Below are 14,799 nucleotides of genomic sequence, written 5' to 3'. Positions count from 1 at the left end.
TACGGATTGACCTTTCCTCTATGAGTTCACCACCTTCAAGCTTGGCTGCAGCATCTCCCCCACCGCATTTACTCCGGCGCGCAGCGGCGAGTCGATCAAGTGGGCATAGCGCTGGGCCGTCCCAATCTAGTTGTGACCCAGCAGCCTCCCGATCATTTCCAGCGATGCGCCGACCGATACCAGCAGCGAGACGAAGGTATGGCGCAGGTCGTGGATGCGCACGTCGGGGATGTCGGCCTGCACGCGCATCCGTTCCCAGAACCTCTTGAGGTCAACCACCGGGTGGCCCGGGACGTCGCCGGGGATCAGGAACGGGCAGCGTGTGGGCATGTCGTCGGTACGCAGGTGGGCCCCCATCCCATCTTGGCGATTGAGCCACACCTTTGCTATTGCCGCGACGAGTTCCGATTTCAGGTCCATCTGGCCCAACGAGACCGGCGTCGAAGTGCAATTTCGGCACGCGGAAAACCCGTTAAGGATCAACGCATTACAAGCTCCGCACCAAATCGACGCAGTCATGAGGTCCAGAGAATATCGACCCTGAGAGAGCCCTTCCGTGCCTCATGGCGCCCAAGCCGGTGATCAGCCCCAACCGCATAACCCTCGAATATAACGGGAAAATCCGTCCGCAGGTGGATCGGGAGAACCGTTTCTCTAGGTCAAGTGGCGGAGGGGATGGGCCTGAAAGACAACCTTCTCCACCTTAAGTCATTTATATTTAATGGACATATTAGGCTCTCGAACCCGTCCGCCGCCGCTCCATGCAATTGGAATACGTTCTTTGCCAGATCGACGCCGATGATGGTAACTTCTTCCATGGATGCCCTCTCCTTTAAATTGTGCTTCGACACCACGAGTATGGCACATCGCGATGCCGTCAGGGGGAGAGCGGCATCCACCCCATCTCTGAGTTTTAGTAAGTCTATCAATAACCTATTCGAACGAGCAATCCCTATGCCGTCGCCAATTTTAACCATCTTGGCCATCGGGCACATTCTCACACTGGACAGACTAGCAGAGCACAAGATGAATGGTCGACTTGAGTTATTATTCTTCACTCAGCACGAAGATGATCTTTTTTGTCCTCGTAAGTCTCTGCTTATATTAGATTTATGAAACATGGAGACCAACCTACTGTCAGGTCCTCGTCTTCGGTGCGCTGACTGACTGGCTTGCAATTGCAGATACCGCTCGCCCAAGTGAATCCCAATCGCTCCAGACTGGAAAGCGCAAAGGTTGTTCGTCCATAACGCCGATTAGGCGCCTAGACCACTTGCTCAGCAAACCTTCCAGATAAGCCGACAGACAGTCAGCGGGCTGATAAGAATAGCCGTGTCCCTGCACGCCTGAAGAAAGCATTGGAGCCACAACATCGAAACCCATGTAGTGCAGTGAATACTGGATTGGCCACATCAACGCGTGGATGTCCCCGCCCCGACCGCAGGGTCCGAAAGCCTGCTCTGGCGCGCCGCTGGTGACGGAACATATCGCGCGTTTGCCGCGGAAGTACCCCCTATCGTAACGCATACTACTGGTGTACAAACCGCCGCTCACAAAAACACGGTCAAACCAGCCCTTTAGCATTGCTGGCTGCGCGTGCCACCACAGCGGAAACTGCAAGATGACGAGATCGGCCCATATGAGACGGTCAATCTCGCGTGCGACATCGGCCGGTAGAGTCCCGGTCTTGTACGCATTTCGCTGCTCGTTAAGTGGCGCGAAATTATCATGATCGATACGGTGTCTGTAATGGCGCTCATGTTCGACCGGATCGAAGTCCTGCGCATATAAATCCGAAACAACTACATTGGAGCCAACAGCACGGAGGGTCTCGACGGCCCTTTCGGTCAATGCAGCATTGAAACTGTTCGGGTTGGGGTGGCAGTGGATTATCAAGATGTTCATATCAGCTTGGTCTCTGTGTTTGACAGTTTCAGATTTCACGGGTGTGCCGCTTTAGGTTCCCTCCGGAATTGCGTGCTGTATCGCCCGTGCCTTAGGAGGTCTGAATCCAGCTTGGGCGAAGTCAGGCATACAAACTTCAGGAAACTCTTTAGAATGCTGAACCAGTGCCAGCATCCAAGAGCTCAGCGGCATGCTCAAATTGCTGGTCAGCAGCCACCTTGCGCTCTCCCCATAGCGAAGAATTCGACATTCGGCTGAAGGCACATGAAATTGGCCATCCGGTTAGACATCCCAAAGAAAGAGGCAATTGCTGCAATATCCCAAGCTTCCTCTTGCCCCAAACCTTGAGCGCTCAATTGGTCAAGATCCCTAGGCTCTAAAGTCTCGGCAGATTGTGCAACATTTACCGCAAAATCGAGCATGGCTCGTTGGCGCGGGGTTATATCAGCTTTACGATAATTAGTTGCAATTTGATCGGCGATCAGCGGGTCGTCGGCACGGACTCTCAGTATTGCTCCGTGTGCGATCACGCAATACAGACACTGGTTTAGGGCACTCGTGGCGACAACGATCATCTCGCGTTCGACCTTCGTAAGTGCACCATCTTTTTCCATTAAGATGTCATGATAGTCGAAGAAGGCGCGAAACTCATCTGGGCGACGAGCGAAAGCGATGAAAACATTTGGAATGAATCCAGCTTTCTCGTGGATTTCGTCAATTCGCTTGCGAATGTCCGACGGCATCTCAAAAAGTGCCGGGACGGGAAAGTGACTGATCTCAGCCATTACTTCTCCTCCGTTGCGAGAATTTGCGCCCTAACACCTCTTGGGCAACCTGATTGCGAAGCATTTGAACCGTGCCGCCCCCAATAGTGAACATTCGCACATCTCTCACCATGCGCTCTAAGGGAAGATGACGCGAATAGCCCCTCGCGCCGTGCAATTGCAGGGCGTCGCCCGTCACCTTTACCGCCGTCTCTGCGGCCAGTATTTTGGCTTGGGCTGCATCTTGGAGTGATGGAAACCCGTTGCCCGCCCTTGCTGCTGCGTTTCTTATCAGCGCTTCTGTAGCCGTGAGGGCTATAGACATGTCGGCGATCATCCACTGAAGTCCTTGAAACTCAGCGATAGGGCGGCCGAATTGCTTTCGATCAAGAAGGAAATCACGTGCAAGTTCGAAGGCCCCGACCGCAATACCGTGTGCTACCGTTGCGGCCCCAAGGCGCTGACCATTGTATGCCTGCATCAATGCGCCAAACGTTTTGCCGAAACCCTTCTCGTGACGGATCATCATAGCGTTGGGCACGAACATATCCTGAAAGTGCACTTCCGTTTCAGGTATTCCACGCAGACCCATGGCAGATTCTCTGTTGCCGATATGCAGGCCCTCAGTCTCATCTCGGAAGGCAAGAAATCCGCCAATTCCCTGCCTTTCATCGCCTTCCATTACTTGCGCAAGGACCAAATGAGTACGCGAAACGCCACCACCAGTAATCCAGTGCTTCGTGCCGTTCAGGATATAACCTCCTTCAACCCGGCGAGCGGTTGTTTTCATATCGGAGGCGGCTGAACCAGCATCTTTCTCGGTGATACAAATCGCCGGCTTGTCGCCAGCCAGCACAAGATCAGCCACCTTGGACTTCTGTTCCTTATTACCAAAGGCCATGACGGCGCCTACTGCACCAAGGTTACTTTCGACCAAAATGCGACCGGTGACACCGCAACTACGCGCAAATTGCTCAATCACCAGCACCGCCTCGAGGCAGCCCAAACCCAAACCGCCAAATGTTTTGGGAATGGTCATGCCCATGAAACCTGCGTCTCGCAAGAGTTCAACGTTTTCCCAAGGGTAAGCCTCACTCCGGTCCACCCCAGCGGCGCGCAAGCGGACAGGACCATTCGAGATTTCTCGCGCTTTCCCTAAAATCGCTTGCTGGCTTTGAGTCAGTACGGTCACCTTAATTGCTCCTGCCCTGTGGGTCTGGCATCAATTACGAAGGGTTCACGGGGAATCTCGGTTAAAGACACGGGCCCTGACTCTGTTACCTTTACAGTTTCACTCAACACGTAGCCCTCTTCCGGTTCCCAGATGCCGATAATGAGATGGAAGACCATACCAGGGACAATTTCCGTCTCGTCATCTTCCTGTAAGCTCGCCCCGCCATCGGTCCAGTCGATCCCGATAGAATATCCGATGCGAGACTCTTTGCGGATACCGTGCGGTGCGAAGCGGTTACTGAAGGCGCGCGCCACTTCGCCACAAGTATTACCGGGTCGTAGTGCGTCAAATGCGCCCTCAAAGCCGTCGAGCGCTGCTGCGTGAACGCGACGAAGGCGATCCGGCGCTGTACCAAGAAATGCAGTTCGAGACAAAGCGCAGCAATAACGGTGGCGAAAGGCTCCTATTTCGAAATTGGTCTGAAGACCCCGGGAATAACGCTGGTCGGTCCATTTTAGATGTGGGGCATTGGCTATCTTCGCCACCGGCATGGTTGGAGTTTTTGGTGGCCCTCCAGCGACACTGTCAGTTCCAGCGCAAAGCCTATGCATAATTATCCCGGCCACATCGCTCTCGCGCGCGCCCTCCGTTATAGCGCCGATGCCTTCACGCATCGCTTGGTCAACTATTTGCGCAGCCTCTTCCTGGTAGGCTAGTTCGTTTGGAGACTTCACTTTCTTCAGCTGGGACACCATTCCATCAGCGTTTCTGAACGCCTCGACACCCAGCACTTGGATCAAGTCACGGTGTTGTAGTACCCCAAAACCCGTAGCTGTCAGTTCAACACCCATTCGATGGGAGCTTGTTTGTCCTTGTACAATCTCGGCCAATCTCGCCCAAGGAGAGCCATCTGGCTTGGCAATCAGCGCCTCTTCGTAACCAGTGATGTGGCTGTCGGTGAGCCAACTTGTTGCAGTAGCACATTGCACGTCCATTTCCCGCAGAATTAGATGCGGGACATCGGAGCCTAAGGTCACGAGGGCGGCTTGCGGCACATAATCAGACCAACCTTCGTAGCCGGTCAAATAATTCATATTGGACTCGTTCAATACAAGAAGCGCTTCCATCCCCGCATTTTCCATAAGGCTTTGCAGATTGGCGACTCGTGTTTTGTACTCAGAAATCTCGAAGGCTGGCATTATTGGCTCCTTGCTTTATCTGCAGCCGCGCAACACCGTTCCGTTGCTACAGTGGCATCGGGCTACAAGTCGGTTGTGATAGGGAAACAGATCTAGGGCTTGATCAGGACACAGCCCAAGGCGGATAGGTCACATCGGAAACGGGATTGCGAAACGGTTCATTCTTGACCTTTAGGGCGTGTTCTTCTCTCGCACGTCCTAGAATGTCTGGATCGGCCAAAAGTCTCAGAGCAGTCAATGCCATCGCTTTGGCTGCCTGTACTAAACCCTTGTGAGCCGCACGAGATTTGCCTTGGGCAACTAATTGCCAAGAATGACCCGGTGTCCCGGCGGCGTAGCACGCAACGTGGCACTGCGCTGTGGGCACAACCCAACTAACAGATCCAACATCAGTCGACCCCAAGCCTTGTTGCTTCGGACCTCTAGCAGAAAGCTCTGTTGCAAGAACTGCACCCCGCGAACGATTCAATCCCCTTGCTGCGAATGCTCGATCAACTGCGCCTTCAGGCAACGTACGCGCAATCTCGATGGCGAAAGCCTCGTCAACCGCGTCAAAAACCGGCGGCCCAATATCCTTAAGTGCCTCGAACATCAGACTTTCAAGCACCGAATTGCCGACTAAGTTTGCCTCACCACTCGTTTGTTGCCATTTTACCGTAGTTCCAGTCATTAGTGATGCACCCTCAGCGATTTTGCAAACTCGACTGAACAGGGCCCACATGTCGTTTAAGTTTGCGCCTCGGATGATGTGGCGTGCCGCGGCGTAGGATTGCACCACATTTGGTGCTGTGCCACCAGTGTTTACGATGGCATAATGTAGCCGTGCATGAGGAGGAATATGTTCCCGCAGATAGTTCACACCGACATGCATCAACTCAACAGCATCGAGTGCTGAGCGTCCCTCCTCGGGAGCAACCGCCGCATGACTGGCGACACCATCGAACTCGAAAAGCACCTCCATGCATGCTAGGGAACTCGGCTCCATCAGCCCGGTAAAGGCGGAAGGATGCCAACAAAGTGCGGCACTAACATCATCGAAAGCACCAGATCGAACAAGAAAACTCTTAGCTGAGCCGCCTTCTTCTGCCGGACAGCCAATGTAGCGTACACGTCCGGCGACACCGATCTTTGCAAGACACTCCTTCAGAGCAGCTGCAGCAAGCAGCGAAGCGGCGCCGAGCATGTTGTGTCCGCAACCATGGCCATGACCATTTGGCGAGACTGGGGCTTTTCTTGCAACCCCTGCCTGCTGACTAAGGCCTGGTAAAGCGTCGTATTCACCTAGAATGGCGATAATTGGACCAGTTTCGCCTGCTTCACCGGCCAACGCTGTCGGAATGCCGCCGAATTCTTCGACAACGGTAAAACCCTCTCGGCTCAGCATGCCTGCATGCAGACGAGCACTTTCCCGCTCTTCATAGTTGATCTCTGGCACTTCCCAGATTGAGTCACTGAGTTCAGCATAGTCCTGGCTTCGGCGATCCACGGCGCCAGAGATCATTGCGGTATGATTGCTGAAGTCAATCATGTGTGCTTCCAATCAAAGAGAACCCTAAAAGACCTATCGAGGGGGTTCACAAAGACCACTTGTTCCACCTCTCGATCAAGTGTTCCACATTCGAACGTCCATCATCTCGAGCTGCGGTATACCACGAGGCCTTGATTGGTATGGAATTTGCCACGTAATCCGGATGGCTGGCTAATTGCCGAGCGCGTTCCTCCGGGATGGACTTGTATGCATTTAGATTTGATGGACCGTATGGAATTAACTGTGCGAACTCTGCTTGGCGATCCGCGCGCGTGGCAAACTGAATGAAACGCTGCGCCGCTTCCAGATTAGGACTTCCCTTCGGAATCATCCAGTAGTCCCAATTCAGCTTTGCTTGATTGCGTACAATCTCGATCTCCGCACCCTCGTTGATCAGCAACTGCGCCCGCCCATCGTAAGAATTGGTCACGTCGAAGGCTCCATCGTGCATTATTTGCTGAATCTCAGAACCAACAGTCCACCAGCGTCGAACCTCGGTCTTCACCTTGTCGAGGCTTGTGAAGATGCGATCGATATCCATCGGGTAGACTTCGCCAAGTCCGTCACCTGAAGCCATAGAAGCTTCTTCCCATGGGCCTTCTGTGCCGGAGCGCCCGGACATCAAAGTGCGGATGCCGGGGAAACGCTCTAGATCCCAGTAGTCTCCCCAGCTGCCAGGACGCGGGCCGTCTTTCGGGAACGTTTTGGTGTTCAGCACCATTACATACGAATAAACTAGGGCCGCGACGCCGAAAGGCTTTTTGGCGAAATCAGCAAGGGCTACCTTCTGCGTTTCGCCATAGAGCGAGTAGTCTATGTCTTCAAGCACACCCCTCTTATGCAAGGTTTCTCCGCCAGATTGTCCATAGCTAATGACGTCCACTGCGACATTGCCTGAGCGCGCCATGAGTTCGACCTGCGCCAAATTAACTTGATCACTAATAGCATTGATCTTGATGCCAGTTTCATCCTGAAACGGCTCGACATAGGCGGCAATATTAGCTTTAGCCCAGTCGCCACCTCCGACCAGCACATTGAGTTTTTTCGATTCGCTCGTGCCGAGTGCAGGCATCGGCAGAATCGAAAGTGCGGCAAGAGTACCGCCAGTCTGTAGTAGCTGGCGCCGAGTTGTCTTAGTCATCAGATTTCTCCCGTTACTTTCGTGCGATTTCTCATTCTAAGATCGGGAATGTCATTCAGTCTAATTATGCTTGAGCATCATTGTTATTTACTCTGCGAATGATACAGTGCTCTCATTTACCGTTGGACCATCTATGATCAACCGTCGTTATACTGATCTCAATCTGCTGAGAATTTTCCACGTCGTCATGCTGGAAAGGAATATGACGCGCGCTGCGGCGCGCCTGAATATGACACAACCCTCCGTAAGCAACGCAATCCAGCGCTTGCGCGAGGTTTTGGCCGATGACCTATTCATTAAAGTGTCTGGCGGTGTCGTCCCGACCGCAAAGGCAGAAGCAATATGGCCCACCATCCGCAACTCGATCCAATCACTAATCCAGACTATAGATCCCGAGCGATTCGAGCCCTCAGTCGCGACCGACAGCTTCCGCATTGCTATGTCAGACTTTGTGGCTACTCAATTAATCCTGCCTGTCGCCGGCCCGCTTTTCAATGCCGCGCCTCACGTCTCGCTCGTTCTCTGTCAGAATTCGGTGGACAATATTGTGCCCGGTTTGATTGATGGCCAATTTGATATGGCTGCAGGAGTCATCCCTTACAAGGAAGCTCGCATCCGCTCAATCCTACTAAAAACACTGACATATGTTTGCGCCATGCGGAAGGATCATCCGCTTGCAAAAGAACCACTTACCTTCGCCGATTTTATGGCCGCCCGGCATCTTCAGGTAAGCCTTTCTGGACGGTCAGGTTTCATTGACCGCTACTTGACGGATCGGGGAATGTTCCGAGACATAGCGCTGACAATCAGACATTATACGCTTGCACCGGAGATTCTGAGTTCGACTGATCTAATCGCCATTTTGCCATCTGAAGTCATCAGTCATTCGCACCAATACGACCTTTTGAAAACTACTGCTCCACCGATTCCAGTTTACGAAGACTCCATCTCTTTGCTCTGGCATGAGCGCAATGACGCAATGCCTGCGCACCGCTGGATGCGTGAGAGGCTTATAGACATTGTAAAGGCTCAAACGACTTCAATTGTTCCGTCTTTGGGTAAGCCGCAGGCCCACTAACCCGAGTACCGGAACTAACAACAACAAAGTCGAAACTGCCGCAATGGTCGGATTGATTTCATGGCGGATATCTTCCCACATTTTCATAGGCAAGGTCTTTTCGCCAAATCCACCGATGAAGGTGGCAACTACGACCTCATCGAAGGAATGGATGAATGCAAAGATGGCTCCTGCGATGATTCCATATTGGATTAGTGGCAAAGTGATGCGACGGAATGCCGTGAACGGATGCGCCTTCATTGACAGGGCAGCACGCTCGAGCCGACGGTCAAATCCAGCCAAGGTCGCACTGACAATAATGACGATGTAACTGATCCCTCCTAGTGTATGTGCGAAGATTAGCCCTGCATCCGTCCCGATCAGCCCCCAATCCACGTAGCCGCCATAAAGTGCGACCCCCACTACAACGATGGGAACAATGATCGGGGTCAGCAACAAAGGCATGAGATAATTCGACAGAGTTGGGCTGCGGTCGAGGGCATAGGCCGCGAGAACCCCCAATCCACAGGCGAGAAGCGTGCTTATACAAGCGACATAGACGCTCTTGCCGAGTGCTGCGATCCAACTTGGGTCAGTGAAAAACTCCTCATACCATTGCATCGATAGACCTGAGGGCGGGAATGACAGGAACGGATCACTACTGAAAGACATTACGAGCACGACCAAGCTGGGCAAGATAAGAAACCCAAGGCAGAGCACAGCGTAGGTCATTAGCAGCCCTGGCCGAAATGCTAGGAATGGATCGCGGCGGTAGAGTGACTTTTGCCACTGAGCCAGCCGCCGCTTTCGCATCACCTCTGCTGCCGCAAGGGGAGCGAGTAACGAACGTGCCCAGCGAAAACCCACACCACGCCCGCTAAAGCGCCCGGTGTCACCACCGACCAGGCCAGTGCGAGTGGACGACACATCAGCACCAAAGATTAGCAGGAAGAGAGCCGTTATAACTAATAATACGAACGCAGCAGCGGCAGCTAGTCGAAAATTCATCGCTTGGCTAACCTGAATTTCTATAAGTTCAGACAGAAGGACGTCCGACAACCCGCCAAGCGCAGCCGGTGTGATGTAAAAGCCAATAGCAAGAATGAAAACCAGAATACAGCCAGATCGGATCCCTGGCACAGTCAGCGGAAGAAAAACGCGTAAGAAGGCGCGGAATGGCGGGCAGCCCATGCTTTTCGCGGCGGGAATCAAACGCTTGTCGACCCCGTTCATTACACTCAAGATTGGCAGCACCATGAAAGGCAGCATGATATGCACCATGCCGACATATGCGGCGGTTGAAGTATAGAGAATTTGTACAGGGCGGTCTGTTAACCCTATGAAAATCATCGTTTTATTTACTAGTCCACCGTCTCCTAGCATTACGATCCAAGCATAGGTGCGTACAAGCAGGCTAGTCAAATAGGGCACAATCACAAACAGCAGCATCACAGTCCGTTTCGTGCCGGTTGTCATGTTGATGGCATAGGCCAACGGATAGCCTAAAAGAAAGCAGAGCACCGTGACAGTGATACCTGCTATAACCGTGCGGACCAGAACGGGCAAATAGCCACCGCGTGTAAAAAACTCTGTATAGCTAGCCAGCGAAATGTCTGGCCAACCGATACTCGCAAGAAAGAGGTCAAGCATCGGCAAGGCAAAGAAGGCGAACACAAACGCCACTGCTGGTAAAGCCAATAGCGCGGGCCCTAGGCGTGGAAGCCTGTCTCGGAGGGTTCTCATGTCGGCGCTCATGTCGTAGCGCCCTGTTCAAGCAGCACGAAACTGTCTGCTTGCCAAGAAAGCAAAACAGCATCTCCTACAAGAAAATGTCTGGTGCGTGGCGCAGCCATGCATTTAATCACGACATCCTGTCCCGCAGTTCGCACGGTATAGCGGCTCATTTGACCAAGATAAATCACGTCCACCACCTCGCCCCCAATCTCGACCGAGTCGTTCATTGCGGGCCTTTCCCCCCATTTATGCATTTCGATCTTCTCGGGTCGAACGGCGCCACAGGCTGACCCTTCGGGCGCGCCTGTGCAAACTGGTATAGTAAAACTTTCGTCGTCTGCCCGGAACTCGCTTGCTTCAACGCTGCCTAGAAAAATATTCACATCACCAAAGAATTCCGCCACAAAGCGCGTGCGAGGACGTTCATATAGCTCTACAGGTGCACCAACCTGCTGAATTTTGCCCTCATTCATCACTACGATACGATCAGACATCGTCAGTGCTTCTTCTTGATCGTGAGTCACATAAAGGACGGTAAGCCGCAACCGTTCCTGAATGTGCTTTATTTCAATCTGCATCTCCTCCCGCAAATTCTTGTCGAGTGCGCCAAGCGGTTCATCCATCAGCAGCAGCGGCGGATCGGCCACCAATGCTCGAGCAAGCGCCACACGCTGCTGTTGCCCGCCCGAAAGTTGTCCGGGAAAACGCTCTTGGAATTGTTCGAGCTTCACCATGCGTAGCGCCTCTTGCGTTCTCAATGCGATTTCTTTGCGAGCGATGCCGCGTGTCTCAAGGGGAAACGCGAGGTTCTCTTTGATCGTCATGTGTGGAAACAATGAATAGCTTTGGAACACTATCCCCTGATCTCGTCGCCAAGATGGAACTTTAGAGACGTCTTGACCTCCAATCATTACTCGACCCGAAGTTGGAAATTCGAACCCCGCCAATAGCATCAAAGTGGTAGTTTTACCGGAACCACTGGGGCCAAGCAGCGTGAGGAATTCTCCGGGTCGTATAGTCAAATCGAAGTCTTTCAGTGCCTCAAAGCTGCCATAGGACTTCGATATCTGCCGGAATTCCACCGCCGTGCCACGCATGGTTTGGACCGCTGAGCGCTCCGCTTTGGAGGTTAGAGCGACGATATCTTGTTCCAATTGCTGGATCCTTTCTTCGGGCCTGACGACCTTGTTTCTAGATTGGTTCGTAATTGAACCTATCCGTGCGCAGATAGTCTAATTATCGTTGTGTATAACAATCATTGTTGCCGCTTATGGTGCGACTGGGAGCAACCAAAAGGTGCCAGACAACTACGCAGATTGTTGACGATCACGCCATCGACCCGTCGCAGGTCTTCATCACGGGGATGTCCTCGGGTGGTGCCATGACATCCGTGATGCTGGACCTATCCGGAAGTGTTCGCGGGAGGTGCGATCATCGCAGGACTGCCCTACCGCAGCGCGAACACCCTGATCCCCGCGAGCGCCAGCGCGATGAACACCCAACGCAGCTTGTCGAGATACGGGTCAAGGGGCGGGATGGCCGAATGCGTTTCGGTCAAGAAACGACGCTCAACACTTTCTCATTTGCCATTTCTTTAAACTCTCTCAACCGCATCAGCAGGTTCCGCACGCTGGACACATGCCACCTGCCGCCCCGTCGGGTCATCATAGCGCGCGCGTTCAGCTGGTTGGCAATGGCGCGTAGCGAGCAATGGCCCTCATCGCGGATTGTCGCGAGCACCGGGGCCAATGCCACAGCAAATTCATCGGCGTTCTGACACACCACCGCACGCAAGGCCTCACCCCCCTCCCCGGCCCGCCTGAGCGCCGCAGCCCCGTTCGGGTTACCCAACTTTACCCCACGCGCTTTAGCGGCGGCCAGCGCCTCTTTGGTGCGTCGCGAGATGGCCTCGCGCTCCTGCTGAGCCACAAGCGCCATGATGCCCACTGTCAGATCGTTCGCCTCGGGCATGTCACAGGCGAGGAATCGCACCCCGCTGCCCTGCAGCGTCAGCAGGAAGGCGGCGTTGCGGCTGAGACGGTCCAGTTTGGCAATGACAAGCGTCGCACCAGTGAGTCTGGCGAGATCGAGCGCCTGCTTCAGTTCAGGCCGGTCATTCCTGCCACCGCTTTCAACTTCTGTGAAGCGGGCGAGGACCGTAGCCGCGCGCTCGGCCGCGAAGGCGTCGATGGCCTTGCGCTGCGCCTCGAGGCCAAGCCCGGATCGGCCCTGCCTGGCGGTGGAGACCCGTTCATAAGCAACGAGTTTAAGAGATGGGGCAGTCTCTCTGACCATGTACACACCTGCCTAACGTTGGTTGCGCAGGTTTGTACATGGCTCGACAGGTCTCGGAAGTGTAGCAGGAACTGTCGGAAAGCAGCGATTTGACACTGCCGGTGTGCGGAAAGAGCCAACGTTGGCCTCATATCGAAGCGACGAAAACATGTCCCTGTATCTTGCCAGAAATTGGTCCAACACCAAAAACTCGTTCGATATCGGCCGCCGCCGCCTCTGTAATTTTATCCAGTAAACCGGCGCCACGTTCTTCAATTTCGTTTCTCAAAGGTGTTCCTTGGCAATAGGCGAAGGCAGGAATGTAGGCGTTATCGGCACGACTCTCGGCGGTCACGGTGTTCACATCAACATGAGCGAATCCAGCATTTCTCAAGCCAAGACAGATGGCCTCAGCATCATGGAAACCATGAGGAGTTCGTGCCAAAAAGACTGGAGGATCATCGGGGAAAAAGCGCGCAGCCGTTGCTGTCACACTGTGCGCGAAATGGTTATCTTCGATCCGGTCCCAAACGTTAAAAATAAAGCGACCGTGATCTCGAAGGACTCGGAACGCCTCACGGTACCCCACGGTTTTGTCGGGTAAAAACATCATCCCGAACTGGCAGCATACAACATCAAACGTATCATCACCGTATGGCAATGCCATTGCATCAGCTTGCGCCCATTCTATCCGATCAGCATCAGGCTGCTGTCGTTGTGCGCGACTGAGCATTGGGGGATTCAAATCAGTGACAACATACCGCGTGACTGAAGGCAACAACGGCGCAAGTGCCCTTGTGACCACCCCACTGCCTGCGGCGGTCTCAAGTACACTCTCAGGCATGACGCTTGCAACCCTTCGCGCCATGTCTTGCGCATAGTGTTGAAAAATCAAAGGCACAAGGACGTCGTCATAAATGTCTGGAATTGAACCAGAAAAATTCTTGTCCTGTTCTGACATGGCAGGATGGCCCCATTGGATGCAATACAGTTCGCAAGGCGATTGTAACACAGTTTACTCACTGTGAACCCACTTGAGTCGCTCCCGTTTTCACCCGGTCCTACCATCTGCCCCACCACGTTGCCACGCCAGACAGTCCTCGCATAGGTGTTCAGCCCTCCGACACCCTGACGTTGACCGGCGGAACGTTGAGGTCATCTTCGGCACGGTCGCCGGCAGCAATGAGCGTGATGACTTTGATGCTGGTGCTGTCGTCCGCGCCACTCTCCGGCAGTCGCAACCTGGTGCGGGCCGAGGGGCTCAAGCCCAGTTCCGCCATGAAGCGCCCCATGATCTCCAGCTGCTTGTTGGCGACCGTGAGCCAGGGCGATTGCTGGACATAGCCCGAGGGCGTCTTGATCAGCGCAGCCCCCTTGGCGAGATGCTCCTCCGCCTCCACCCACCGTGCATAAGCCGCGCAGTATGCCGCCAGAGCCGCGCGATCCGCCAGTGTCAGAAGGCCAGCTTCATGCAGAGGTGTGGCCAACCTACGCCATTCCTTGCGCGCCAATTCATTCAGGTGCGCCGGGCATCGTGGTAGCGAAGCCAACGGGCGTGTCACTTGATCGCGCGCACGCGGTATCGGCTTGCGACCTCTCATGACCGGTCATCGTCTTGGTGCGCCCCGAGCTTCATTCGTTCCGAGATTTCCTCGAGACGTTTCTCTAGGCGTTCTCTCGGGCTAACGATTGTGCGGACAATATTCGTGATCCCGGGATTGGCCTGATGCTCGATGTTGGAGGTTTCACGCCAGCCGGCTTGCGTCTTGAGATAGAAAATCGAGGACGCCGTATCCCCGTTTCGTGCCCTCTGCAGCAATCCGTTCGCAACATGCGCGATGGCTTTGGCCTTGCCCTTTTTATAGCGTGCAAGAACATCCGGATCACGGTCGCAGATCGCGCGGAACGTGTTGCGGGCAATGCCGAAATAATCCGCAATCTGATCCTGGTTCAGCAAGGCCGCCAGTGTCTCCACCTCGCGCACCTGATCTGGTGCAAGTGTGCGTTTCGGACGGGCCATGCA

Annotated in this window: 15 protein-coding genes; 1 reads left to right on the top strand and 14 read right to left on the bottom strand. The window is 54.0% G+C overall.

Annotation, left to right across the window (positions count from 1 at the left end):
* Positions 1-126: 126 nt before the first annotated feature.
* From ROS217_RS25125 to ROS217_RS15775, 8 genes are all read right to left on the bottom strand, one after another.
* Positions 127-420, bottom strand: a complete 294-nt coding sequence (locus ROS217_RS25125) for a tyrosine-type recombinase/integrase (protein WP_009818793.1) — start codon at positions 418-420, stop codon at positions 127-129.
* Positions 421-659: 239 nt separating this feature from the next.
* Entirely contained in the window at positions 660-986 is a 327-nt protein-coding gene (locus ROS217_RS15800) for a hypothetical protein (RefSeq protein WP_009818792.1), read from the bottom strand.
* 151 nt (positions 987-1,137) lie between these two features.
* Positions 1,138-1,944 carry an NAD(P)H-dependent oxidoreductase gene (locus tag ROS217_RS15795; RefSeq protein WP_254656441.1) on the bottom strand — a complete coding sequence of 269 codons (807 nt, stop codon included), beginning with the start codon at positions 1,942-1,944 and terminating at the stop codon, positions 1,138-1,140.
* A 167-nt stretch (positions 1,945-2,111) separates the two neighbouring features.
* Complete coding sequence (locus tag ROS217_RS15790; protein ID WP_009818790.1) at positions 2,112-2,690, bottom strand: peroxidase-related enzyme; 579 nt, start codon at positions 2,688-2,690, stop codon at positions 2,112-2,114.
* Positions 2,683-3,861, bottom strand: coding sequence for an acyl-CoA dehydrogenase family protein (locus tag ROS217_RS15785; protein WP_009818789.1), 1,179 nt, complete (start codon positions 3,859-3,861; stop codon positions 2,683-2,685). The genes ROS217_RS15790 and ROS217_RS15785 overlap by 8 nt, the downstream gene beginning before the upstream one ends.
* Positions 3,858-5,042: a M24 family metallopeptidase gene (locus ROS217_RS23220; protein ID WP_050766393.1), complete on the bottom strand. Its 1,185-nt coding sequence runs from the start codon at positions 5,040-5,042 to the stop codon at positions 3,858-3,860. Before ROS217_RS23220 ends, ROS217_RS15785 begins: the two co-directional genes overlap by 4 nt.
* Before the next feature lie 103 nt (positions 5,043-5,145).
* Positions 5,146-6,570 (bottom strand): amidohydrolase, encoded by a 1,425-nt coding sequence (locus ROS217_RS23625; RefSeq protein ID WP_254656440.1) that lies wholly within the window; start codon positions 6,568-6,570, stop codon positions 5,146-5,148.
* A gap of 46 nt (positions 6,571-6,616) precedes the next feature.
* Complete coding sequence (locus tag ROS217_RS15775; protein WP_009818786.1) at positions 6,617-7,711, bottom strand: ABC transporter substrate-binding protein; 1,095 nt, start codon at positions 7,709-7,711, stop codon at positions 6,617-6,619.
* Between the two features lie 133 nt (positions 7,712-7,844).
* On the opposite strand from ROS217_RS15775, the gene ROS217_RS15770 reads away from it, so the two are divergent.
* Positions 7,845-8,789 carry a LysR family transcriptional regulator gene (locus ROS217_RS15770; RefSeq protein ID WP_009818785.1) on the top strand — a complete coding sequence of 315 codons (945 nt, stop codon included), beginning with the start codon at positions 7,845-7,847 and terminating at the stop codon, positions 8,787-8,789.
* Here ROS217_RS15770 and ROS217_RS15765 read toward each other — a convergent pair.
* From ROS217_RS15765 to ROS217_RS15740, 6 genes are all read right to left on the bottom strand, one after another.
* Positions 8,751-10,523 carry an ABC transporter permease subunit gene (locus ROS217_RS15765; protein WP_009818784.1) on the bottom strand — a complete coding sequence of 591 codons (1,773 nt, stop codon included), beginning with the start codon at positions 10,521-10,523 and terminating at the stop codon, positions 8,751-8,753. The genes ROS217_RS15770 and ROS217_RS15765 overlap by 39 nt on opposite strands.
* A complete protein-coding gene (locus ROS217_RS15760; protein WP_198134897.1) occupies positions 10,520-11,656 on the bottom strand; it encodes an ABC transporter ATP-binding protein in 1,137 nt (378 codons plus the stop codon). Before ROS217_RS15760 ends, ROS217_RS15765 begins: the two co-directional genes overlap by 4 nt.
* Before the next feature lie 400 nt (positions 11,657-12,056).
* On the bottom strand, positions 12,057-12,797 hold the full coding sequence (locus ROS217_RS15755; RefSeq protein WP_009818781.1) for a recombinase family protein: 741 nt from the start codon (positions 12,795-12,797) through the stop codon (positions 12,057-12,059).
* 127 nt (positions 12,798-12,924) lie between these two features.
* Positions 12,925-13,737, bottom strand: coding sequence for a class I SAM-dependent methyltransferase (locus ROS217_RS15750; protein WP_009818780.1), 813 nt, complete (start codon positions 13,735-13,737; stop codon positions 12,925-12,927).
* A 151-nt stretch (positions 13,738-13,888) separates the two neighbouring features.
* The gene (locus ROS217_RS15745) at positions 13,889-14,377 is read right to left on the bottom strand and encodes a phage terminase small subunit P27 family (RefSeq protein ID WP_050766392.1); all 489 of its coding nucleotides are present in this window, start codon (positions 14,375-14,377) and stop codon (positions 13,889-13,891) included.
* A complete protein-coding gene (locus ROS217_RS15740; RefSeq protein WP_009818778.1) occupies positions 14,374-14,796 on the bottom strand; it encodes a hypothetical protein in 423 nt (140 codons plus the stop codon). Before ROS217_RS15740 ends, ROS217_RS15745 begins: the two co-directional genes overlap by 4 nt.
* Positions 14,797-14,799 lie beyond the last annotated feature (3 nt).

This window comes from Roseovarius sp. 217 (assembly GCF_000152845.1).
Lineage (GTDB): Bacteria > Pseudomonadota > Alphaproteobacteria > Rhodobacterales > Rhodobacteraceae > Roseovarius.
The sequence above is the reverse complement of the archived record's forward strand: the minus strand, read 5'-3'. Positions and strand labels throughout refer to the sequence as shown.